Below are 22,699 nucleotides of genomic sequence, written 5' to 3'. Positions count from 1 at the left end.
CGTGAAGCTGGAAGTCAACGGCGCGCCCGCCCGGTCGGAAGACCTGGCGGGCGCGTTCGGCTATGGCCATTTCACCGCGATGCAGGTCCGCGACGGCAAGGTCCGAGGCCTGGACATCCATCTTCACCGTCTCGCGACGAGCACGCGGCGCATGTTCGCCCACGACCTCGACACCGAGGCGGTGCGCGGGTACGTACGGCAGGCCATCCGGGGTGAAGACGCGCTGTCCGTGCGAGTGCTGATCTTCTCCCTGGCGATGGACTGGGCCGATCCCGGCGCACCGGCGGCACCGGACGTCCTCGTCCGGACCGGACCGCCCCGACAGCACGAGATGACACCGCTGCGCCTGCGGACCGTGCGCTACGAACGGGTGCTCCCGGAGGTCAAGCACGTCGGTACGTTCGGGCTGCTCCACCACGCGCGCGAGGCGAAGCTGGCGGGATACGACGACGCGCTGTTCGTCGACTACCAGGGCCGGGTCAGCGAGGCGTCGATCTGGAACGTCGGCTTCCTCGACGGCGGCACGGTGGTCTGGCCGCAGGCCCCGGTGCTCGACGGCATCAGCCAGCAACTGGTGCGTCGCGGCCTCGAGCGCAACGGGATCCCACAGGAGATCCGCGACGTCCGCCCTGCCGATCTGCCGGGGTTCGACGCCGTGTTCCTGACCAATTCGGAGTCGATCGGCCGGCCGGTGGCGTCGGTGGACGACGTCGTGCTGCCGTTCGCGCCGGAGACCGGCCGGATCCTCGCCGACGCGTACGAAAGCAACCCCTGGGACGAGATCTAGCCTGACACGCATTCCGAGCAGCGCTCCAGCGTCAGCAGGACGTCTTGGGCGAAGCGGCGGATGGTGGCCGCTTCGAACAGATCCGTGGAATATTCGAAAGTGATCCTCAGCCCGGCGCCGTCTTCGGCGAACACGACGTAGAGCTCTGTTCTGGCGCAGCCCTCCACCGGTGAATCGTGCACCGTCGCCGACAAACCAGGCAGGTTCAGCTCCGCCGGTGGTGTCGTGACCACGGTGAACAACACGGCGGGATACCGGTCTACGTCTTGGCCGGCGAGCGCGATCGTCTCGTCGAGCGGAAGTTCCTGGTGATCGAGCGAGGCGAACAACTTCTCCGCCACCGCCGCCATGACGTCGGGCAGTTCCGCGGCTTCCCCCAGCCGGACCCGCAGGGGTACGGCCTCCCCGATCATGCCGACCGTCCGCTCGTGTTCCCGGCGGGTCCGACGAGCGCTGGAGACGGCGAGGACGAGGTCCTGCTGGCCACAGGTCTCCCGTGCCCACAGCAAGAACACGCTCGCGAGGAGCACGGACCGGGTCGTGCCGGCCGCCGCGGCCACCCGGTCGAGGCGGCGAAGCCGTTCAGGGGCGAGGTGGACCTGATGCAGATCACCCTTCCCGGTGAGCCGGGCCGGTGGTTTCCGGTCGTACGGAAGCCGCCAGCGCAGGTCGGCGTCCGCGAGTTCGCTCCGCCAATAGCGGACGTCGGCCGCGTGCTCGTGCCCCGTCTGCCACCGTGCGTAGTCCGAGTGTTGTCCCTCGGGTTCGGGCAGCCGCGTGGACGTCGCGCCCACCTCGGCGGCATACAGCTCGGAAAGCTCGTGCCACAGGATGTTCATGGACCAGCCGTCACAGACCAGATGGTGCAGGACGAGCACCAGTACCCAGCGATCGGCGGCGATCCGGCCGAGCCGGGCACGCAGCAGCGGTGCCTCGGTGAGCACGAACGGTTCCGCGACGACTGTGCCGCACCAAGCGCCGACCGCGTCGTCGGTACCCAGATGCTCCACCGGCAGATCGAGCGTGAACGGGGCCAGCACCTCGATCCGCGGCCTGTCACCGGACAACGCGACACGACCGCGCAAAGCGTCGTGCCTGGCCACCAGCCGGTCGAGAGCGCGGTGCAGCGCCCGAGGGTCCAGCTCACCCCGCAGGTCCACGCGATATCCGACGTTGTACACCTGCGGCCGCGGGTTCTCCGCTTGACGTCTCCAGAGCCTGCGTTGCAGTGACGTCAACGGCACGGTCCGGGTGACGGCGGGTTCGGGCGGGCCCAGCCGCGCGGCCAGCGCGCGGATCGTCGGCGCGCGGAAGAACTCCGTGACCGAGACCGGTATCCCGAACTCCTCGGTGATCCGGCCCGCCAATCTGACCACCGCGAGCGAATGCCCACCCACGGCGAAGAAGGACCGATCGACCGCCACCTCGCTCAGGCCGAGTTCGGCGCACCAGAGCGCGTGCAGGCGACGCTCGGCGTCCGTGGACGGCGGAGCGTCTTCCCCGTCCCCCGCGGTCGACGACGGCTCGGGCAGAGCGGAGCGATCCAGCTTGCCACTGGTGGTCGTCGGCAGCCGGTCGAGCGCGACCCAGCGAGTCGGGATGAGGTACGAGGGCAGGTCTTCGGCGAGCGCTTCGGTGATCCGCGCCCACGGATCCGGTGCGGTCGGGTCGGCCAACACGACGTAACCGGCGAGTTCCGCTTCGCCACGGTGATCCCGGCGGACGACGACGGCCGCGTCCCCCACCTCACTCAGGCCGGCCAGCACCCGTTGTGTCTCACCGGGTTCGACCCGGTTGCCGCGGATCTTCACCTGGTCGTCGAGTCTGCCGAGGAATTCCACGGTTCCGTCGCCGCGCCACCGGCCGAGGTCGCCCGTGCGATACCACCGTTCACCGCGCCCGGTTTCGACGAAGGCCGCGGCGGTCTCCTCCGGCCTGCCGAGGTAGCCCTCGGCGAGCCCGGTCCCGCCGAGGTGGATCTCGCCGACGGCGCCGAGCGGGACCGGGCGTCCGGCTTGGTCGAGCAGGAGCAGCCGGACGCCGTCGATCGGGGCCCCGATGGGTGGCCGGGGTTCGCCGTCCGGATCCACCGGGTGATCCGTGGCGATGATCGACGCCTCGGTCGGACCGTATTGGTTGTGCAGCGCGCAATCGGGATGCTCGGCGAGGAAGCGGCGCAGTGCCGGGGTGAGGACGAGGGGCTCGCCGCAGCAGAGGATCAGGCGCAACGACGGCGCGGCGAGGCCGGGCTCGACCAGATGTTTCAGCGGCGTGAACGGCATCAGGATCCGTTCCACGCGGTGCCGTCGGATCACTTCGGCGACGGCGTCGCGGTCTTTGTGCCGCTCGTCGTCGAGCAGCACCAGCGTCCCGCCTGAGGCCAAGGTGGAGAAGATCTCCTGCACGCTGATGTCGAAACTCGGCGACGTCCATTGCAGGGTGCGCATCGGCGGATGCTGATCACCTTGCCAGGCGATGACGTTGGCCGGACCGCGATGCGAGACGAGGACACCCTTCGGGGTTCCGGTGGATCCCGAGGTGTACATGCAGTACGCGGGCCAATCCGGCCGCACCTCGGGCAACTCCGGCGCCTTCGGATCCGGCACGATCTCCTCCGCGAGCCGCACCGGGAACTCCCCCAGCGCGGGCTGCGCGACGAGCACCGCCTTCGTCGTCAGCACGAGCACCGCACCGCTGTCGCGCAGCATGAACCGGCACCGTTGCGGTGGCAACCCAGGATCCAGCGGCAGATACGCCGCGCCGCTTTTGAGCACGCCGTAAAGCGCGGCGATCAGCTGGGGGCCGCGTGGCAGGGAGACCGCCACGATCTGCCCGCGGCTGACGCCGAGACCGACCAGCAGACGCCCGATCGACTCGGCGAGAAGGTCCAACTCGCGGTAGCTCAGCTCACCGTCGTCGCTGATCAGTGCCGTGGCGTCGGGCGTATCGGCGACCTGCCGCTCGACCGCGGTGTGCAGACATCCCGCCGTCCGTTCCGGCGCGCCGTGCTGCCACCGGTCGAGCAGCACCACGTCTTCCCTGGTCGGCATCGTGAGCTCGGAAAGCCGTGCCGATGGCTTCGCGATCGCTTGGCGCAGAACCTGTTTCAGCAGATTCAGCGCCCGGGCGATGGTCGCTTCGTCGAACAGGTCGGTGCTGTACTCGACCAGGCAGCGCAACCCGTCGCCGTGCGCAGTCAGATAGAAGGCGAGGTCGAACGGGACCTCGTCGCGTGTCATGTCGAGCGCGGTGGCCGTCAGCGGCGGCGAGAAGGGCTCGTCCACCGCGTTTTCGAACTCGATCAGCACGTCGAACAGGGGATTGCGGTTCGCGGCGCGGTCGGGATTCAGCAGGCCGACCAGTTCGTCGAACGGGACGGTCCGATGCTCGTACGCCCGGGTGGTGCGGTCTTTGACGCGCTGGGTCAATTCCGTGAAGGTGGGGTCGCCGGACAGGTCGAGGCGGACCGGGACCGTGTCGAGGAAGAGGCCGATCGCGTCCCTGGCGGAGTCCGGCCTGCTGCTGACGACCGTGCCGACCGCGAAGTCGTGCTGCCCGCCGTAGCGGCCGAGCACGGCGCCGATCGCGCCGAGCACCACCATGAACACGGTGCTGCCGCACGCGGCCGCGACGGCGCGCAGCGGCTCGCCGAGACCCGCCGCCAGTTCATCGCTCAGTGCGGCGCCCCGCCGGGACGGCACCGGGGGCCGCGGCCGGCCGGTGGGCAGCGCGAGTTCGGGCAGACCGGTCAGTTCGTCGTGCCAGAACGCGAGATCCTCGCCGGGATCCTCGATCTGGATTCCGGTCTCGGGCCCCGGCCCGGTCCGGATCGCGGGCAGGCCAGGCCAAGCGCGGTAGTGCGCGGCGAGATCACGCAGGAACACCGCGGTCGACGCCGAGTCGAAGACGATGTGGTGGGCCACCAGACAGAACAGATGGCGGTCCTCGGCGAGCCGGACCAGCGCGAAGGCGACCAGCGGGCCGGTGTCGAGCACGAGCCTGGTCCGGGCGAACCTCGCTCGGATCTCGGCAAGGGCTTCGGCTTCGGTGCGCCCGGACAGGTCGATCAGCGGGCATTCGACGGTCACGGACAGCAGCACGGACTTCCGCGGTACGCCGTCCCGCTCGTGGAAGACCGTGCGCAAGGCGGGATGCGCCGAAACCACGCGCGACACCGACTCCCGCAGCGCCACGTCGTCCAGCCGTCCGTCCAGCCGGATCGCCTTGGGCTCGTGGTAGGCGCCGGTGCCGGGGAACATCCTTTCCAGGAACCAGATGCGCCGCTGCGCGGGGGATGGCTCGAGGTCGGACGACTGGTAGCGACGGCGCAGGCCGTCGAGCAGCGGCAGCGCGTCGAGCACCTGGTCCGGCGGGACACCGAAATCCACGAAAGCGGCGATCTCGTCGGCCCCCGCCGCCACGAGCGCGTCCACCACCGGGGCGCATCGCTCGGGACTGCCGATCAAGGCACGGGATCCGCAGTAGCGTTCGTAGGCGTCGCCGAGCACGAACTCGATGTCCTCGTCGGACGCGCCGTCCAGGTCGATGCTGAGCCCCAGGCTGTTCCCGACCTGGCCGAGCAGGGAAAGCGACGAGCGCAGGTAGTCGCAGAACGGCCGGAACGCCTGCTGCCGCGCGCGTTCGTGGTCCGCGCCGAGGAAGGTGTGCACCAGCACCACGACCCGTCCCGCGGCCGGATCGAGCCCGTGTTCCGCGCGCGTGCGCCGATAGAGCGCGATGTTGTCGGCCAGCGCGGAAACGTCCTGGGTCATCAGATTGGTGACCACGCCGAGATCGGCCGCGGCGGCCCGGCGGTAACTGTCCGGGTTTCCGACCACAGCGACGAACATCGGCGGGCGCCGCTGGATGGGCGCCGGATGCAGGCGGACCGCGGCGGGCGCGCCGTCGCCCGCGACGAGGGTGATCTCCTCCCCCGCCCAGAGCCGGCGCACGGTGTCCAGCCCCTCGTACATCAGATCGCGATGGTTGCCGAAGTTCTCCGGTGCCAGCGCGAAATCCCTGGTGTGCCAGCCACTCGCCACGCAAAGTCCGACGCGGCCCGAAGACAGGTTGTCCACGACGGACCATTCTTCGGCGACCCGGACGGGGTGGTGCAGCGGAAGCACGACCGACCCGGCGTGCAGCCGGATCCGCTCGGTACGGCCGGCCAGCGCGGCGGCCAGCACCGACGGATTCGGGAACAGCGCGCCGAACGAGTCGAAATGGCGCTCAGGCAACCAAAGCGCATGGAAATCGTGCTCGTCGGCGAAACGCGCGGCGGCCATGATCAGCCGGTACTTGTCCTGCTGATCCCGATCGGGATAGTCGCCGAAGAAGTAGAGGCTGAACGCGCATCCGGTACCCGGAGTCGCCGGTTCCGGGGGCGACACGACGGGCATCGCCGCCGGACGGACCGGGTGCTCGACCGGCTCGGGCGCGGTCGCCACGGTGGCCGGGGTCCCGCGGGCCACGTCGAGCTGCCGGTGCATCAGCTCGGTCATCTGGCGCATCATGGTCTCGGCGAGTTTCAGCTGCCGGTCCATCAAACCGTGAAGAGACACGTCTTCGGCCGGCGGGCCGGGCTCTGGCTCGCTTTCACCGGAGGCGGGAGGCGTTCCGCCGCTTCGCTCGATCAACTCGGCCACTTTCGCCGGAGTACCCGCTTCGGAGAGCAGTTCCCGGATGCCGATCCGCACACCGAAGGCCCGCTCCAGTTCGCGGGCCAGCCCCATCAGGGCGAGCGAATCGGCGCCACCCGCCACGAACGACATGTCTTCGGCCAGGTCGTCGGCGCCGAGCCGGTCGGCGGCGAGCCGCCGGACCTCGGCGAGGACCGCCCCCGAACTCACCTGCCCGGCGCCGGACGGGGCGGGCGCCGACGGCCGCCCGAAGCGGACCCGCCGGTAGGGGTACCCGGGCAACGGGACGCGGCGGCCGGTGGGCGCCAGCTCCGCCCAATCCAGGTCCGCGCCGCGCCGGTACAGCGCGGCGGCCGCGCGCAGCACCGAGGCGCACTCATCGTCGGGCGGGGAGCCCACGGACGGCTGCCAGTACCGGTGCGGGAGGGCGGCGCGTCCCAACGAGCCGAGTACCTCACGCGGGCCGATCTCCAGGTAGCCCCCGCACTCCACGCGTTCGAGCGCTCGCAGCGACTCGTCGAAACGCGCCGTCTCACGGATCTGCCTTCGCAGGTAGCGCGCGTCGACCGAGGCACCGGCCGGGATCACCCCGCCAAGGTTGCTCGCGAACGGCATCCGCACCGGGCCGAACCGCACCGCTTCGGCCGCGCGTTCGAATTCGTCGAGAACGGGTTCGAGCAGCGCCGAATGGAAGGCCCGGTCCACCGGAAGCCTTTGCCAGGAGAGGTTTTCCCGGTCGCACAGGGTCTCCGCGGCCGCGATCGCCGCCGACGGCCCGGACAGCACGCAGGACTGGTCTCCGTTGACCACCGCGACCTCGGTCCCGGTCGCGGCGGCGAGCCGCCCGCCCCGCTCCGGCGAGACACGGACCGCGATCATGCCGCCCGCCTCGGTCCCCTGCATCAGCCTGCCGCGCAAGCAGGTCAGCCGCAGGCCGTCGGCCACGTCGATCCCGCCGGCCACGGCGAGCGCCGCATACTCCCCCAAACTGTGCCCGACCACGAAATCCGGCTGGACGCCCCACGACCGCCAAAGTCGCGCCAGCGCGACCTGATGGCAGAACAACGCGGGCTGTCCCTCCACAGTGGACAGTGCGGCGGCCGGATCCGGCGTGCCGAACAGGGCCTCGGACACACCGGTGATCCCGGCCTCCTCGGCAAGGCCCAGCAACTCGTCCAGCGCCTCGCGGAAGACGGGGAACGCGTCCCGAAGCCGCGCGGCCATCCCCCGATACGCCGAGCCCTGTCCGGAAAAGGCGAACGCGAGCGTGCCGAATTGTTGTGGGGCAACGGATTCCTCGCTGATCGTGCCGAGCGCGGCAGCCAGTCCTGCGGTGTCGCTCCCGACCACGGCGAGCCGGTGCGACCGATGCGGCCTGCCGAGCGCCATACTCGCCGCCACGTCCTGCGCCCGCAGATCGGGGCGCGCGCGCAGATGATCCCGGAGTGCGCCGGTGAGCGCGGACAGTCCCTCGGCGTCGGCGGCCGACACGGGCAGCAGCACCGGTCCCCGCGCCGCCGGTGCCGGCGTGGGCACCGGGGCCTCTTCCAGGATCACGTGGACGTTCGTGCCACCGACGCCCAGCGCGCTGACCCCGGCCCGCCGCGGCCCGTCGGTGATCCACGGCGTGTGTTCCGTCGCCAGCACGAACGGGCTGCCCGTCAGCCGGAGTTCCGGGTTGGGCCGGTTCAGGTTGAGTGTCGGCACGAGTTCTCCATGCTTCAGCATCAGCACCGTTTTGACCAGGCCGGCGAGACCGGCGCAGGTGTCCAGATGGCCGATGCCGGGCTTGACGGAGCCCAGCGTGCAGAACCCGGTGTGGCCGTCCTCCGCGTAGGCTTGGCTGAGCGCCTCGAACTCGACCGGGTCGCCCAGCGCGGTGCCGGTGCCGTGTGCCTCGACGTAGGTGACGGACGACGCCGCCACCCGGGCGCGCGCCAGTGCCAGCCGGATGACCTCGGCCTGCCCGGACACGCTCGGCGTCGCGAACCCCGCCGTGCGGCCCGCGTCGTTGTTCACCGCCGAACCCAGGATCACCGCGTGCACGGTGTCGCGGTCGGCGATCGCCCGGTCGAGCCGTTTCAGCAGCACCGCGATCACCCCGTTGCCGCCGACCGTGCCGTCCGCCCCGGCGTCGAACGCCCGGCACGCGCCGGTCGGCGAAAGGATGCCGCCGGGGTACGGCCGGTAGCCCGAATCCTGCGGGAGATGGACGGCCGCGGCCCCGGCCAAGGCCAGGTCGGCGTCCCCGGTGAGCAGCGCCTGCCCGGCCAGGTGCACCGCGACCAATCCGGTCGAACACGCCGTCTGCACCCCGACCGCGGGTCCGGAGAGCCCCAGCCGGTGCGCCACTCGGCCGGCCAGGAAATCGGGTTCCGATCCCATCGCCGCCTGCATCGCGGCCAACTCGTCCGCGACGGGGGGACGCGTGTCCCGAGTGGCGCGTCGTTGGTGGCCGTACAGCTGCATACCTGTTCCGGCGAACACACCGATCCTGGTCCCCGCGTCCGCCGCCGCGTAACCGCCGAGTTCGAGCGCCTCGTGACAGCACTCCAGGAACAGGCGGTGCGCGGGGTCGGTCAAGGCCGCTTCGTGGGAGCTCATCCCGAAAAAGTCCGCGTCGAACGAGTCGACGTCGTCGAGCGCGCCGGCGACCGGGACCACCCCCCGTTCCCCGCCGTCGAAGGTCCGCACCCGGGATACGCCGTCGCGCAGGTCGGCCCAGAAGCCGTCAAGGTCCGTCGCCCCTGGCAATCGCACCGCGACACCGATGATCGCGATCCGGTCCTCGTGCGTGGGGGCGGCCACCACGCCGGTCTCCTTCACCCGGCCCGGTCCCGACAGGTGATCCGCGAGCAGGGCGGGGGTCGGGTACTCGAACGCCAGGGTCGGCCGCACCTCCCGGCCGAGCAGCGCGGTCAGGGTGGTGGTCAGCTTGACCACGGTCACCGAGGTCATCCCCGCCTCGTAGAACGGCGTGCGCGGATCGACGTCCTGGCCGAGCACCTCCCGGACCGCCGCGAGGACCGTGGCGCGGACGTCGACGGTGCCCGCCCGCCCGAGTTCCCCGGCGAGCAGCCGTCGCCGCAGTTCGGCGCGCTGAACCTTGCCCCCGCCGGTCCGCGGGAACTCATCAGGTGCGACCGGAACCACGTTCGCCACGGTCAGCCGCAATCGGCCGAACACCGCCTCCCGCACCGCCTTCGCGACCGCGTCGAATCCGGCCGTGCGCGCCACCATCAGGATGACCAGGTCCTCGGTACCGGACTCGGCGTTGGGCAGGCCGACCGCGGCCACCTCGCCTGCCTGGGCGCCGCCCGCCGCGCACACGACTTCCTCGATCTCGTGGCAGAAATGGTTCTGTCCATTGAGGATGATCAGATCCTTGACCCGGCCGGTGAGCACCACCTGCCCGTCCGCCAGGAACGCGAGATCACCGGTGTCCAGCCAGCCCGGTGCGGGGAACGCGGCGCGGTTCGCCTCTTCGGCGTGCAGGTATCCGGGGGTGACCCGTGCGGAGCGCACCTGCAGCCTGCCGATCTCACGCTCGCGCAGCAGTTCACCCCGGTCGTCCACCACCCGCACGCTCGCCCCTGGCGCGGGGGAACCGACCGCCACGAACGTGCTGCACTCGTGCTCTTCCGCGGAATCGGGGGCTTCGCGCAGTTCGCCGTCGAGGCTCGACTTCAGCACCCGGTGCACGCTGTCCGGCGTACCGAGACTGCCGAAGGTGATCGCGGTGACCGTCTCCGTCATCCCCCACACCGGCCTGATGCGGCTCTCCTCGATGCCGAACCGGGCGGTCCGTTCGAGAAAGCGCGTCATCACCGGCAGCTGGATCTGCTCGCCGCCGCAAACCAGTGTGCGGACCGAGGACAGCTCCCGGTCTCGGGTGTCCTCGGCCAACTCGGCGGCGACCTGCGCGAACCCGAACGTCGGCGACCAGCTGTGCGCGACCCGGTACTCGGCGAGCAGATCCAGCCAGCGGCTCGGCCTGCCCAGTACCAGCTCGGTCGGCACGTGCACGTTCGTCACACCGGCGTAGACCTCGAGCACGTGGTAGAGAAGCAAGGCGCCGCTGTGGTCCACCGGAAGCCAGTTCAGCGTGGTGTCGTCCGGCCGCAGGCCGAGCACCTCGCGGGACCCGGCCGCGAACTCCATCAGGCCGCGATGCGTCAGCGGGATCGCCTTGGCGGCGCCGGTACTGCCGGAGGACAGCATCACCAGCGCCGGATCATCCGGCGCCGGTGTGTGAAGGCCGAGTTCGGGCAGTGCGCTCATCGGCTCCGTCGACACCCGCGCGAGCCGCAAACCGGACAAGCCCGGCCCCGCGCCGCCGACGAGTACGACGGGATCACGCAGCAGCTCGGCCACGTGCTTCAGCCGCCGCCGCGACGCGTCGTCCTCCGCCGCGCCCGCCATCGGCACCGGCAGCGCACCACCGAGGACACAGCCCCAGAAGGACGGGAAGAACTCGGTGAGCGGCAGACCGGACAGGATCACCGGATCTCCGCGGCCGACTCCGAGGTCCCGCAGCCGGGCCCGCACCGCGCTCGCCCTGGCCAGGAGTTCCGGGTAGGGACAGCGTTTCGGCTTGCCTTCCGCGTCCAGCGTCACCACCGCTCGACCGGGGGCGTCGGCCGCGGCGTTCCGCAACGCCTTGGCGAGATCCACCCGCTCGCCCGTCCCCAGTTCGAGCGGTTCCCCGTGAACCAGCGCTTCCCCCATCACGATCCTCTCTTCGCTGCTTTCGTTACCCCTGACGACACGCCGACGGCCCGGCGGCTCCGAAGGCGCAGCACGACGATCCCGACCACGAGGACCGGGAGGGCGTGGTAGACCGCGACGACGACCGGCGGAGGCGCGACCTCGAGCAGCAGCCCGCAGGTGGCCATCCCGGCGGCGAAACCGGCCGTCTCCGCGGTGGCCGACAGGCCGAACAACCGCGCGCGTTCCGCTTCCGGCGCGGCCTGCAGCCTGCTCAGATACGCGACCTCGGTGAGTCCGTCGGCAAGGCCCGCGACGAACACGACCCCCACCAGCACCGGGATCGGCAAGCCGGTGAACGCGACCACGAACGCCACCGACATCAGCACGGTCCCGGCCGCGAACGCGCGATCGCCGAGCCACGCCATCCTGCCGTGGTCCGTCCGGCGGCAAACCCACTGCACCGCGATGGCGCCGACGGCCCAAGCCGTCCAGAACCAGCTCATGAAGGCGTACGGCGCACCCGGCCACTCCGCGCCGGCGTGTACCGGCAAGGCCACGTTGTGCGAGGCCGAACCGAAGGCGTCGGAGCCTCGGATGAGCACCAGCCCGAGGACGGCCGACGACAGTCCTGCCGTCAGCCGCGTCCGGGGCCCGCCGTTCGGCACGGCCGTTCTCTCGCCGCCGGAACCGTTGGTGTTCAGGGGAAGCAACCACAACACCGCCGCGGACACCAGGAACGACGCGGCGTTGATCAGGAACGCGGCCTCGAATCCGCCCGCCATGACCACGATGGGCGCCGCCGCGTAGCCCAGCACCGTCCCCAGCGACCGCCCCGCGACCAGTCGTCCGTTCGTCCGTACCCGGCGGTCCTGTCCCACCATCGCGGGCACACTCGTCCGCAGTGACACCGAGAACACCGTGTTGCCCGCGCCCAGTACGGCGGCGGCCACGAGCAGCCCTCCCAGGCCCACCGCCTGCCCGGCGACGCCTAGCACGACCATCGCCGCCGCCTGCGCGAGATCCGCGACGACCATCAGCCGTCGTCGCTCGTACCGCGCGGCGAGCCGTCCCGCCGGCATCCCGAACAGGAAACCGGAACCGACGCGTACCGCCATCACCGCGCCGAGGCCGAGTGGCCCGCCGGTCACTTCCAGCGTGAACAAGGCCAGCGCGATCAGATTGAGAAAGGTCCCGAACGACGACACCGAATACGCCACGAGAAACGCCACCAGCGCGGCATCCCCGGTACCGGTTTTCCGGCCGTGACGAACGTGCATCGAATCCCCTGGTCGCTTTCCGGCGCCGGCCGACCGCGAGCGGTGGTCGTGCCGGTACGTGAATCGGTGCCGCTCACGAACTCATTACCGGAAAAAGACAGGGTCGCTCTTGAAAAACGATCACCGAAGCCGAAAATTCGGCCATGGACAGAAAAGAAATAGCGTTTTCCCACAGAGACGCGTCAAGACACGCCGACCGCTTACTTCCCCAGTTTTGTCATCCCGGCGAGACTAACGGCCCGGATTCACCTCGTCAACAGCGGAATCCGCGTCCGAACTGCTCGAATTCCATCGAACACGCCGAGTAAAACCAAAGCCGGCGCGACACCGGGAATTACTCCATCGGAACCCGTGATTATGCCGTTTGCCTTGCCTGCTTCCCGCCGAACGGGCGCTCATTCGCCGATCAGTGACCGATCGGCTACCCAGAAGTCAAGTCGCACAGGACCAGAGGAAATGTTCACGCCGCGCGAAAGGCCCGTGGCCGTCGTGAGCCGACGCGGCGCCCCGAGGACCTCAGCGGTAGGTGAACTTCGGCGGACGCCGCGCCAGGAACGCGGCCACTCCCTCGGCGTAGTCCTCGCCGTGCAGTGCCCCGAGCCGGATCTCGTCGACCTCGGCGTCGGATTCCCGCTGTCCCGCCACGATCTTCTCGATGATCCGGTTCATCCCGCGCACCGATGCCTGCGAACGCGACGCCAGCGTCTCGACGAACTTCCCGGTCGCGGTCTCCAGCTCATCGACCGGGACGACGTCGTTCAGCAGCCCGATCTCCCGCGCCCGGCGCGCGTCGACGAGCTCGCCCGAGAGCAGGAAGTACTTCGCGTGCGCCGGGCCGATCAGCGAGACCAGCTGCCGGGTCGAGTCGAAGTGATAGACGATCCCGAGCTTCGCTGGCGTGATGCCGAAGCGCGAGCCCTCCGCGGCGAAGCGGAAATCGCACGCGACCGAGATCTGGCATCCGCCGCCGATACAGTTGCCCTGGATCATCGCGACGGTCGGCTTCCGCGACGCCGTCAACGCCGCCACCGCCCCCTCGACCGCCTTGTCGTAGGTCTCGGCCGCGTCGGCGGTGGACCGCAACTCCTGGAACTCGCTGATGTCCGCGCCCGCCGAGAAGTGCGCGCCCGCGCCGGTCAGCACGAGGACCTTGATCGCCGGATCCGCCTCCACCCGCGCCACCACGTCCGGGATCGCCGACCACATCCCATAGGTGATCGCGTTCATCTTCTCCGGCCTGGTGAACGTCAGCCGCGCGATCTCGCCGTCGCGAGTGAACTCGAACCCGTCAGTCATCCCCGGACTTTAGCCCGGACCCACCGAAGATCACGAAGCCGAAGTGACCCGATACACGTCGTAAACACCTTCGACGCCTCGAACCACCTTCAGCACGTGTCCGAGGTGCTTCGGATCGCCCATCTCGAACGAGAACCGGCTGACCGCGACCCGGTCGCGTGACGTCGTGACCGACGCGGACAGGATGTTGACCTTCTCGTCCGCGAGCACCTTCGTGACGTCCGAGAGCAGGCGATGCCGGTCCAGCGCCTCGACCTGGATCGCGACGAGGAACACCGAGGACGCCGACGGCGCCCACTCGACCTCGACGAGCCGCTCGGGCTGGGCCCGCAGGTCGTCGGCGTTGGTGCAGTCGGTCCGGTGCACGCTGACACCGCCACCGCGGGTGACGAAGCCGAGGATCTCGTCTCCGGGCACCGGCGTGCAGCAGCGGGCGAGCTTCGCCCAGATGTCGCTGGCGCCCTTCACCACGACACCGACATCGTTCGAGCCGCGGCGGCGGGTGACCGTGGACGGTGTCGCGCGTTCGGCGAGCTCTTCCTCCGCCTCGTCGACTCCGCCGATGAGCGCGACCAGCCGCTGCACGACGTGCTTCGCGCTGGTGTGGCCCTCGCCGACGGCCGCGTACAGCGAACTGATGTCCGGATGCCGTAGTTCGGTGGCGACCGCGCCCATCGACTCCGCGGAGACCAGCCGCTGGATCGGGAGACCGACCTTGCGGACCTCCTTGGTGATGGCCTCCTTGCCGCCTTCGATCGCCTCGTCGCGGCGTTCCTTGGCGAACCACTGCCGGATCTTCGCGCGGGCCTTGGGCGAGCCGGCGAACTGCAGCCAGTCGCGGCTCGGCCCGGCAGTCTCGGCCTTCGAGGTGAAGATCTCGATGACCTCGCCGTTCTCCAGCTTGCGCTCGAGCGCGACGAGCCTGCCGTTGACGCGGGCACCGATGCAGCGGTGCCCGACCTCCGTGTGCACGGCGTAGGCGAAGTCGACCGGCGTCGAATCGACCGGCAGCGTGATCACGTCACCCTTGGGCGTGAACACGAAGATCTCGCGCGAGGCGAGTTCGTATCGCAGTGACTCGAGGAAGTCCCCCGGATCCGCCGCTTCACGCTGCCAGTCGAGGAGCTGGCGCATCCACGCCATCTCGTCGACGTCCATGGCGTTCCCGTTGTGGGTGCCCTTGGTCTCCTTGTACCGCCAGTGCGCGGCGATGCCGTACTCGGCGGTGCGGTGCATCTCGTAGGTCCGGATCTGGACTTCCAGCGGTTTGCCGTCCGGCCCGATCACCGTGGTGTGCAACGACTGGTACACACCGAACCGGGGCTGCGCGATGTAGTCCTTGAACCGGCCGGGGACCGGCTGCCACAGCGCGTGGACGACGCCCATCGCGGCGTAGCAGTCACGGACGTCCTCGACCAGGATCCGCACGCCGACCAGGTCGTGGATGTCGTCGAGATCGCGGCCGCGGACGATCATCTTCTGGTGGATCGAGTAGTAGTGCTTCGGCCTGCCCTCGACCTTGGCGGTGATCCGCGAGCCTTCGAGGTTGCTGGTCAGCTCGGTGATCACCGAGCGCAGGTACGTGTCACGCGAAGGCGCGCGATCGGCGACCAGGCGGACGATCTCGTCGTACTTCTTCGGCTGAAGGATGGCGAACGCCAGGTCCTCCAGCTCCCATTTGACCGTCGCCATGCCGAGCCGGTGCGCCAGCGGGGCGAGGACCTCCAGGGTCTCGCGCGCCTTGCGGGCCTGCTTCTCCGGCGGCAGGAAGCGCATCGTGCGCATGTTGTGCAGCCGGTCGGCCAGCTTGATGACCAGCACACGCGGGTCGCGTGCCATCGCGATGACCATCTTGCGAATGGTCTCGGCCTCGGCCGCCGTGCCGAGCTTGACCTTGTCCAGTTTGGTGACGCCGTCGACGAGTTCGCCGACCTTCTCACCGAAGTCGGCCTTCAGGCTCTCCAGCGAGTAGCCGGTGTCTTCGACGGTGTCGTGTAGCAGGGCCGCGACCAGCGTCGTGGTGTCCATGCCGAGCTCGGCGAGGATGGTCGCGACCGCGAGCGGATGCGTGATGTACGGGTCGCCGGACTTGCGCCGCTGCTCCCGGTGGAGCTCTTCGGCGACGTCGTAGGCGCGCTGGAGCTGCGCGAGATCCGCGTTGGGATGCAGTTCGCGGTGGATGACGGCGAGCGGTTCGAGAACCTGCTTGACCGGCGCGGCGCGCTGCGCGGTGATCCGGCGGGCGAGACGGGCGCGCACACGGCGTGTCGCGGACGGCGTCGGCGCTGCCCCCTGTCGCGCCGCACCGTTCTGCTCGGTGCCGTCCTTCGAGGACACCGCGGCATCGAGCTCTTGGCTCACCCGCACCTCCTGCGCTTCGTGCGGCCTTCGGACAACAAGAGTAACCGCTCCCCCTCGCGGCACACTTGGTACGCCCGCTCAACACACCCGGAGGGCCTCCACACGACGCCCTTCAAGCACGGAACGACCCCCGAGCGCGCCGAGTTCCATGACCACCGAAACCCCGGTGACCTGCGCCTTCGCGTCTTCCAGCAGTTTGCAGGTCGCCGCGACGGTGCCACCGGTCGCGAGCACGTCGTCGAGGACCGCGACACGCTGGCCTGGCTCGACGACGCCTTCGGGGAGTTCGACGGTCGCCGTGCCGTACTCCAGCGTGTAATCGACCCGGCCCGCGACACGGGGCAGCTTGCCGGGCTTGCGGATCAGCGCGACACCGAGCCCCCTGGCATAGCCGACCGCGGCGGCCAGCAGGAATCCGCGTGCTTCCACGCCCGCCAGCAGATCGACGTCGGGATCGACGGTGGCGGCCAGCGCGTCGGTGACGGCCCTGAAGCCCGCCGCGTCGGCGAACAACGGGCTCAGGTCCCGGAACAGCACGCCGGGTTCCGGGAAGTCCGGCACGTCGGCGATGAGGTCGAGTGCCTTGTCCAGCTCCATGTACTTCCTGCTCTCCAGTCGTGCTTCCGGTCCCTGAACGCTAGGAAAGGTCCTTTCATTGCAAAATTTGCAATGAAAGGACCTTTCCTAGCGTTTGACGGCCGGGACTACCTCTTGCGCTTGCCCGAGGGACGGCCCTTGTGGGCCTTCTGGTTCCGGGCGGGGACGCTCGCCGCGGCGGCGTACGCCCTCTCCTTGCGGAGTTCGGCGGCCAAGGCGTCCTCGTCGTTCGGGTCGAAGTCGTCGTTCTCGGCGGCCTTGCGGGCCTGGTTCGCACGCCGCGAAGCGACCCGATCGGCCTGCTGACGGTACTTCGGATCGCGCATCTTGAAGTCGACCAGCAGCGGGGTCGCCAGCGCGACCGACGACAGCACACCGACCACGGTACCGGTGAGCTGCACCAGCGCGAGCTCCTGCAGGGTGCCGGAACCGAGCAGGAGGTAGCCGATCACCAGCAGCCCGAGGATCGGCAGCGCCGCGATCAAGGACGTGTTGAACGAACGCATCAGCGTCTGGTTCAACGCCAGGTTCGCCGCTTCCCCGTAGGTCCGGCGGGTGAGGCCGAGCAGTCCGCGCGTGTTCTCACGGACCTTGTCGAACACCACCACCGTGTCGTACAGCGAGAACCCGAGGATCGTCAGCAGACCGATCACCGTCGCCGGCGTGACCTCGAAACCGATCAGCGAGTACACACCCGCCGTCACCACGATGTCGTTCAGCAGGGTGACCAGTGCCGCGGCCGCCATCCGGGGGTCGAAGTACAACGCCAGGAACAGCGTGACGGCCAGCAGGAAGACCCCGAGCGCGATCAGCGCCTGCCGGGAGATCTCCCCGCCCCAGGACGCGCTCACCGCGCTGTCACTGATCGCCTGGACACTGGGCTGGCCGGACGTCCCGATCGGGCCCAGTTCCTGGAACAGCGCCTGCTTCACCTTGGCGACCTCGGCCGCGTCCAGGGTGTCCGAGCGGAGCTGGATGGTCGACGAGACGCCGCTGCCGACCTTCTGCGCCTCGTCGGCGGGCTTGCCCAGCGCGTCGGCGAAGACTTCCTTGGCCCGTTCTTCGGTGATCTGCCCGCTCTTGCCGTTGGCGGGCAGCTGGATCTGGGTGCCGCCTTCGAAGTCGATGCCGAAGTTGAAGCCCTTGACCCCCATCGACGCGATGCACACCAGCACCAGCGCGCCGAAGAAGAGGTACCAGCGCTTGCGGACACCGACGACGTTGAAGACGCCGCTGCCCACATACATCCGGTGGAAGACGCTCTCGCGTTTGTTCTCGGTGGTGTTCTTCTCGTCGACCACGGTCACGCCTCCTTGACGTTCGGGCGACCGGTGGCGGGACGGGCCGCCTTGCGCTCCGAGCCCAGCTGCTGCACGGCGCCGAGGCCGAGATTCTTGGGGTTGGACAGGAACTTCGACTTCGACCGGGAGACCATCGCGACCAGCGGATGCGTCACGAGGTAGACCACGACGAGGTCGAGCACCGTCGACATGCCGAGGGTGAACGCGAAGCCCTTCACGTCACCGACGGCCAGCAGGTAGAGGACCGCCGCGGCGAGGAAGCTGACCGCGTCCGCCGCGAGAATCGTGCGCTGAGCACGGGACCAGCCGCGAGGCACCGCGGACCGGAACGTTCTGCCTTCGCGGATCTCGTCCTTCAACCGTTCGAAGTAGATGACGAACGAGTCCGCGGTGATACCGATCGCGATGATCAGGCCCGCCACGCCGGCGAGGTCGAGGGTGTACCCGATCCACCGCCCCAGCAGCACCAGGACCCCGTACACGATGGTGAACGACAAACCGAGCGACAGGATCGTCAGCAGGCCGAGCAACCGGTAATAGAACATGCAGTAGATGAACACGGCCAGCAGGCCGATACCACCGGCGATGAGGCCCGCCTGCAGCGACGCGAGACCCAGCGTCGCGGACACCGTCGTCGCGTCCGAGGACTCGAACGACAGCGGCAGCGAGCCGTACTTCAGCACATCCGCCAGGTCCTTCGCCTCGGTCTGGCTGAACCGGCCGGTGATCTGGGTCTGGCCACCGAGGATCGCGGACTGGATGGTCGGCGCGGAGACGACCTGCGTGTCGAGGACGAACGCGGCCTGCTTCTGGACGTTCTTCGAGGTGAAGTCGCCCCAGATCCGGGATCCGTCACCCTTGAAGTTCAGGTTGACGACCCACTGGGAGTTCTGGGTGTCGTAGCCCGAGGACGCGTCGGAGATCTCGGTTCCGGGCAGGAACTCCGGCTCCAGCAGGTACTTCATGGTGTTCTTGTCACCGCAGGCGACGAGCGGCTTGTCGGTGAGGTCGTTGCCGACCAGCGGGTCCGCGATCTTGGGGTCGCAGTTGAGCGCGGCGAAGGCCTTCTCGGCCGCCGCGGCCTGCTTCGCCTGGTCCGTCGACAGCAGATCGGGGTTCTGCCGGAGGTTCCGGGCCTCCTCGATCTCCCTCTTCGTCTTCTCGTCCGCGTTCTCGTCCGGCTGCTGCTGCGGCGCGCCGGCGGCGCCACCGCCACCGTTGGCCGGGCTGCTCGGCGGGGCGCTCGCGCCGGGCGAGGACGGCGGCGCGGACGACGGCGTGCCCGAAGCGGGCGGGGCCGAAGGCTGCGGAACCGGGGTCACCGGCTGCGACGTCACGACCTTCCGGAAGCCCAGCTTCGCGGTCTTGCCCAGGGTCTTGGCCTGGTCGCCCTGCTCACCGGGGACGGTGATGACGACGTTGCTGCCGTCGAGGACGACCTCGGTGCCGCTGACGCCGATACCGTTGACCCGGCGCTCGATGATCGAGCGGGCCTGTTCGAGGGACTCTCGCGGAGGGTCGCCGCCGTCGGGGTTTCGGGCGGTCAGGGTGACCCTCGTGCCGCCTTGCAGATCGATGCCGAGCTTCGGCGTCGGCTTGCCGCTACCGGTGAAGAACACCAGGGCGTACAGCGCCACCACGATCAGGGCGAAGAAGGCGAGATAGCGTCCCGGGCGGAGATGCCCGGCCGGTGCGGCCACTGTGCTTCGGTCTCCTCGGACGGACTGGGTGTTCCCCAATGGACTTGGCTGTTCACCTACCGGACGGGAGTCCGGTGGTACCGCGAACACGCACGACTATGACGACGGACACGCACGCAGCACCGAGACACTACTCGGTGCTGCGTGAGCCCGGCGTTGGCCCCGCACCTACGAAAGTCTGGTGTCGGGGATGGCCTTACAACCGCTACTTCTTGCCGTGCTCCAGCGGAGGAGCGACCTGAGCGCCGGACTTCTCCTCGACGCGCTCGTCGTCCTTCGACTCGATGGCAGGCTCCTCGACGACGGCCTCGTCGTCGATCGTGTCAGCGTCGTCTACGTCGGTCTCGACGACCGGCTCGACCTTCTCGCGGACGGCCTGGCGCAGCCAGGTGGTCACGACGCCAGGAGCGATCTCGAGGTCGATCGTGGTGTCGGCGGAAGCGTCGGCGACAGACGCGTAGAGACCGGAGGTGGTCATCACCCGGTCACCGGGAGCCAGGCTCGAGAGCAGCTCCTGCTGCGCTGCCGCCGCCTTCTTCTGCTTACGGGTGCCCATGACGAGCGGAATCGCCACAACGAGCATCAGGAGCAGCGGCAGCAATAACTGGTTCATGATTCTCCATTTCGAGCGGACGCCGCGCGGTGCGCTGTTTTGTCCGGTTTGGCGGGGTGTGCTCTCTCCGAGTGTGCCAGGTGCCAGCGGAAACTCCACCACCACCCGTCGTCACCACGGGCCTCGGACCGCGTGAACGGTCCGGTCAGTCCTGGTCGAACAGGTTCGGTCCGCCCTGCTCGCCGCGGGTGGCACCGGCCGGGACCGGCAGGCCGAGGTGTTCCCACGCGGCCGCTGTGGCGACCCGGCCGCGAGGAGTGCGGGCGAGCATACCGGCGCGGACCAGGTAAGGCTCACACACCTCCTCGACGGTGGTCGGTTCTTCCCCCACCGCGACGGCCAGCGTGGACACGCCGACCGGGCCGCCGCCGAAGGAGCGGACCAGCGCGGTCAGCACCGCCCGGTCGAGCCGGTCGAGGCCGAGTTCGTCGACGTCGTAGACCTCCAGCGCGGCACGCGCGATCTTGCGCGTGACCTTGCCGTCGGCCCGGACCTCGGCGTAGTCGCGCACCCGGCGCAGGAGCCGGTTCGCGATCCGGGGGGTGCCCCGCGATCGGCGGGCGATCTCCGCGCAGCCGTCCCGGTCGATGTCGATGTCGAGGATCGTGGCGGCACGCCGGGCGACGAGTTCGAGTTCGCTGTCGCTGTAGAACTCCATCTGACCGGTGAAACCGAACCGGTCGCGCAGCGGGCCGGTCAGCGAGCCGGACCTCGTCGTGGCGCCGACCAGCGTGAACGGTGCGATCTCCAGTGGAATGCTGGTGGCTCCGGGCCCCTTGCCGACGACGACGTCGACGCGGAAATCCTCCATCGCGAGGTACAGCATCTCCTCGGCGGGACGGGCGATGCGGTGGATCTCGTCGATGAACAGGACGTCGCCGGGCGCCAGGTTCGACAGCATCGCGGCCAGGTCGCCCGCGCGTTCCAGAGCCGGTCCGGAGGTGATCCGGATGGCGGCGTTGAGTTCGGCGGCGACGATCATCGCCATACTCGTCTTGCCCAGCCCCGGCGGACCGGAGAGCAGGACGTGATCCGGCGGGACACCCCGGCGTCGCGCGCTTTCCAAGACGAGTTCGAGCTGTTCACGCACCCGTGGCTGGCCGACGAACTCGTCCAGCTTGCGGGGGCGCAGCGTGGTCTCGACCTCGCGTTCGCCCGTCTGCGGCAGCGCCGAAAGCGTCTCGTCGTCGGCGTCGAATTCCGTCACGGCCTCATAGTCCATGTGGCCGGCTACCGCTTACGCCCGAGGGTGGCCAACGCGGCGCGCAGCACGGACGACGTCGTGTGGCCTTCGCCCTCGCCGAGCACCTTGTCGACGGCCTGTTCGGCCTGTTTGGCCGGGAACCCGAGGCCTGCGAGCGCTTCGACGACCTCGCCTCGCAGCGCGCCGGGCGCGACGACCGCCGGGGAGCCGTCCGTCGGCCCGGCGAGCGCGGTGACCTTGTCTCGGAGTTCGAGCGTCAGCCGCTCGGCGCCCTTGCGGCCGATGCCGGGCACCTGGGTGAGCACGGTGATGTTGCCTTCGACCAGCGCGGAGCGCAGCTTGTCGGGATCGAGGACGGCGAGTGTCGCGAGCGCGAGCCGCGGGCCGATCCCGGAGACCGTCTGCAGCAGGCCGAACAGTTCGCGGGCGTCCGCGTCGGCGAAACCGAACAGTGTCAAGGAATCCTCGCGGACCACGAGCGCCGTGTGCAGCATCGCCTCCTCGCCTCGGCGAAGCGTCGCGAGGGTGGCGGGGGTGGCCTGCACGGCGAAGCCCACTCCCCCGACCTCGATCACGACGTGGTCGAGACCGATGGAGAGGATTTCACCGCGTACCGAGGAGATCATCGAGCCGCTCCCTGCGTCTTTGCTTCCTTGGCCGCGGCGGCGAGCCTGGCCTTGTGGTTTTTGGCGATCTCGGCGGCCCTGGCCTCGGCTTCGGCGAGCCGGACCCGCATCGGTTCGCGCCACAGATGGCAGATGGCGAGCGCGAGCGCGTCCGCGGCGTCCGCCGGATGCGGTTTGACCTCGAGGCCGAGCAGTCGCATGACCATACCGGTGACCTGCGCCTTGTCCGCGCGCCCGGACCCCGTGACGGCGGCCTTGACCTCACTCGGGGTGTGGAACACGACCGGCAGCCCGCGTTTGGCCGCGGCGAGCGCGACGACGCCGCCCGCCTGCGCGGTACCCATCGCGGTGCGCACGTTGTGCTGCGCGAAAACCCGTTCCACGGCGACGGCCTCGGGCTTGTAGCGATCGAGCCAGCGTTCGACGGCGTCGGAGATCCCCAGCAGCCGCACGGAAAGATCGGCGTCCGCCGGGGTCCGCACGACGTCGACGGCCACGGCGCGGACGGTGCGGCCCGTGCCGCCGTCGACCACTCCGAGCCCGCACCTGGTCAGACCGGGGTCGACCCCGAGTACCCGCACGCGTTTT

General features: G+C 69.6%; 12 protein-coding genes. 1 reads left to right on the top strand and 11 read right to left on the bottom strand.

The features are described from left to right. Position 1 precedes the first annotated feature (1 nt). Positions 2-787 (top strand): aminotransferase class IV family protein, encoded by a 786-nt coding sequence (locus tag ACFVM3_RS19290; RefSeq protein WP_378440344.1) that lies wholly within the window; start codon positions 2-4, stop codon positions 785-787. On the opposite strand, the gene ACFVM3_RS19285 is transcribed toward ACFVM3_RS19290, so the two are convergent. From ACFVM3_RS19285 to ruvC, 11 genes are all read right to left on the bottom strand, one after another. Beyond that, the gene (locus tag ACFVM3_RS19285; protein WP_378440342.1) at positions 784-11,154 is read right to left on the bottom strand and encodes an amino acid adenylation domain-containing protein; all 10,371 of its coding nucleotides are present in this window, start codon (positions 11,152-11,154) and stop codon (positions 784-786) included. The genes ACFVM3_RS19290 and ACFVM3_RS19285 overlap by 4 nt on opposite strands. Next, positions 11,154-12,413, bottom strand: a complete 1,260-nt coding sequence (locus ACFVM3_RS19280) for an MFS transporter (protein WP_378440340.1) — start codon at positions 12,411-12,413, stop codon at positions 11,154-11,156. The genes ACFVM3_RS19285 and ACFVM3_RS19280 overlap by 1 nt, the downstream gene beginning before the upstream one ends. A 516-nt stretch (positions 12,414-12,929) precedes the next feature. Next, positions 12,930-13,709, bottom strand: coding sequence for an enoyl-CoA hydratase/isomerase family protein (locus ACFVM3_RS19275; RefSeq protein WP_378440338.1), 780 nt, complete (start codon positions 13,707-13,709; stop codon positions 12,930-12,932). Positions 13,710-13,739: 30 nt separating this feature from the next. Next, positions 13,740-16,070 carry a bifunctional (p)ppGpp synthetase/guanosine-3',5'-bis(diphosphate) 3'-pyrophosphohydrolase gene (locus tag ACFVM3_RS19270; protein WP_126734608.1) on the bottom strand — a complete coding sequence of 777 codons (2,331 nt, stop codon included), beginning with the start codon at positions 16,068-16,070 and terminating at the stop codon, positions 13,740-13,742. Positions 16,071-16,148: 78 nt separating this feature from the next. Then, positions 16,149-16,667 carry an adenine phosphoribosyltransferase gene (locus ACFVM3_RS19265; RefSeq protein ID WP_378440336.1) on the bottom strand — a complete coding sequence of 173 codons (519 nt, stop codon included), beginning with the start codon at positions 16,665-16,667 and terminating at the stop codon, positions 16,149-16,151. Positions 16,668-16,774: 107 nt separating this feature from the next. Continuing rightward, on the bottom strand, positions 16,775-17,914 hold the full coding sequence (gene secF, locus ACFVM3_RS19260; protein ID WP_378440401.1) for a protein translocase subunit SecF: 1,140 nt from the start codon (positions 17,912-17,914) through the stop codon (positions 16,775-16,777). A gap of 56 nt (positions 17,915-17,970) precedes the next feature. Next, complete coding sequence (secD, locus tag ACFVM3_RS19255) at positions 17,971-19,668, bottom strand: protein translocase subunit SecD (RefSeq protein WP_378440335.1); 1,698 nt, start codon at positions 19,666-19,668, stop codon at positions 17,971-17,973. Between the two features lie 205 nt (positions 19,669-19,873). After that, complete coding sequence (gene yajC, locus ACFVM3_RS19250) at positions 19,874-20,281, bottom strand: preprotein translocase subunit YajC (protein WP_378440333.1); 408 nt, start codon at positions 20,279-20,281, stop codon at positions 19,874-19,876. A 145-nt stretch (positions 20,282-20,426) separates the two neighbouring features. Beyond that, entirely contained in the window at positions 20,427-21,503 is a 1,077-nt protein-coding gene (gene ruvB, locus ACFVM3_RS19245) for a Holliday junction branch migration DNA helicase RuvB (RefSeq protein ID WP_125683142.1), read from the bottom strand. Positions 21,504-21,511: 8 nt separating this feature from the next. Beyond that, a complete protein-coding gene (gene ruvA, locus ACFVM3_RS19240; RefSeq protein ID WP_125683140.1) occupies positions 21,512-22,111 on the bottom strand; it encodes a Holliday junction branch migration protein RuvA in 600 nt (199 codons plus the stop codon). Continuing rightward, complete coding sequence (gene ruvC / locus ACFVM3_RS19235) at positions 22,108-22,692, bottom strand: crossover junction endodeoxyribonuclease RuvC (RefSeq protein WP_378440330.1); 585 nt, start codon at positions 22,690-22,692, stop codon at positions 22,108-22,110. The genes ruvA and ruvC overlap by 4 nt, the downstream gene beginning before the upstream one ends. Positions 22,693-22,699: the final 7 nt, after the last annotated feature.

The sequence above is a fragment of the Amycolatopsis sp. NPDC057786 genome (genome assembly GCF_042797905.1).
GTDB lineage: Bacteria > Actinomycetota > Actinomycetes > Mycobacteriales > Pseudonocardiaceae > Amycolatopsis.
Note: the sequence above shows the minus strand (reverse complement) of the source record. Positions and strands in the feature narration are given on the sequence as shown.

Excerpts from the sequence above, each read along its gene's own strand:
- yajC (WP_378440333.1), bottom strand. The coding sequence starts at position 20,281 with ATGAACCAGTTATTGCTGCCGCTGCTCCTGATGCTCGTTGTGGCGATT.
- ACFVM3_RS19285 (WP_378440342.1), bottom strand. The coding sequence starts at position 11,154 with ATGGGGGAAGCGCTGGTTCACGGGGAACCGCTCGAACTGGGGACGGGC.
- ACFVM3_RS19265 (WP_378440336.1), bottom strand. The coding sequence starts at position 16,667 with ATGGAGCTGGACAAGGCACTCGACCTCATCGCCGACGTGCCGGACTTC.
- secF (WP_378440401.1), bottom strand. The coding sequence starts at position 17,914 with ATGTATGTGGGCAGCGGCGTCTTCAACGTCGTCGGTGTCCGCAAGCGC.
- ruvA (WP_125683140.1), bottom strand. The coding sequence starts at position 22,111 with ATGATCTCCTCGGTACGCGGTGAAATCCTCTCCATCGGTCTCGACCAC.
- ACFVM3_RS19280 (WP_378440340.1), bottom strand. The coding sequence starts at position 12,413 with ATGCACGTTCGTCACGGCCGGAAAACCGGTACCGGGGATGCCGCGCTG.
- ruvB (WP_125683142.1), bottom strand. The coding sequence starts at position 21,503 with ATGGACTATGAGGCCGTGACGGAATTCGACGCCGACGACGAGACGCTT.
- ACFVM3_RS19275 (WP_378440338.1), bottom strand. The coding sequence starts at position 13,709 with ATGACTGACGGGTTCGAGTTCACTCGCGACGGCGAGATCGCGCGGCTG.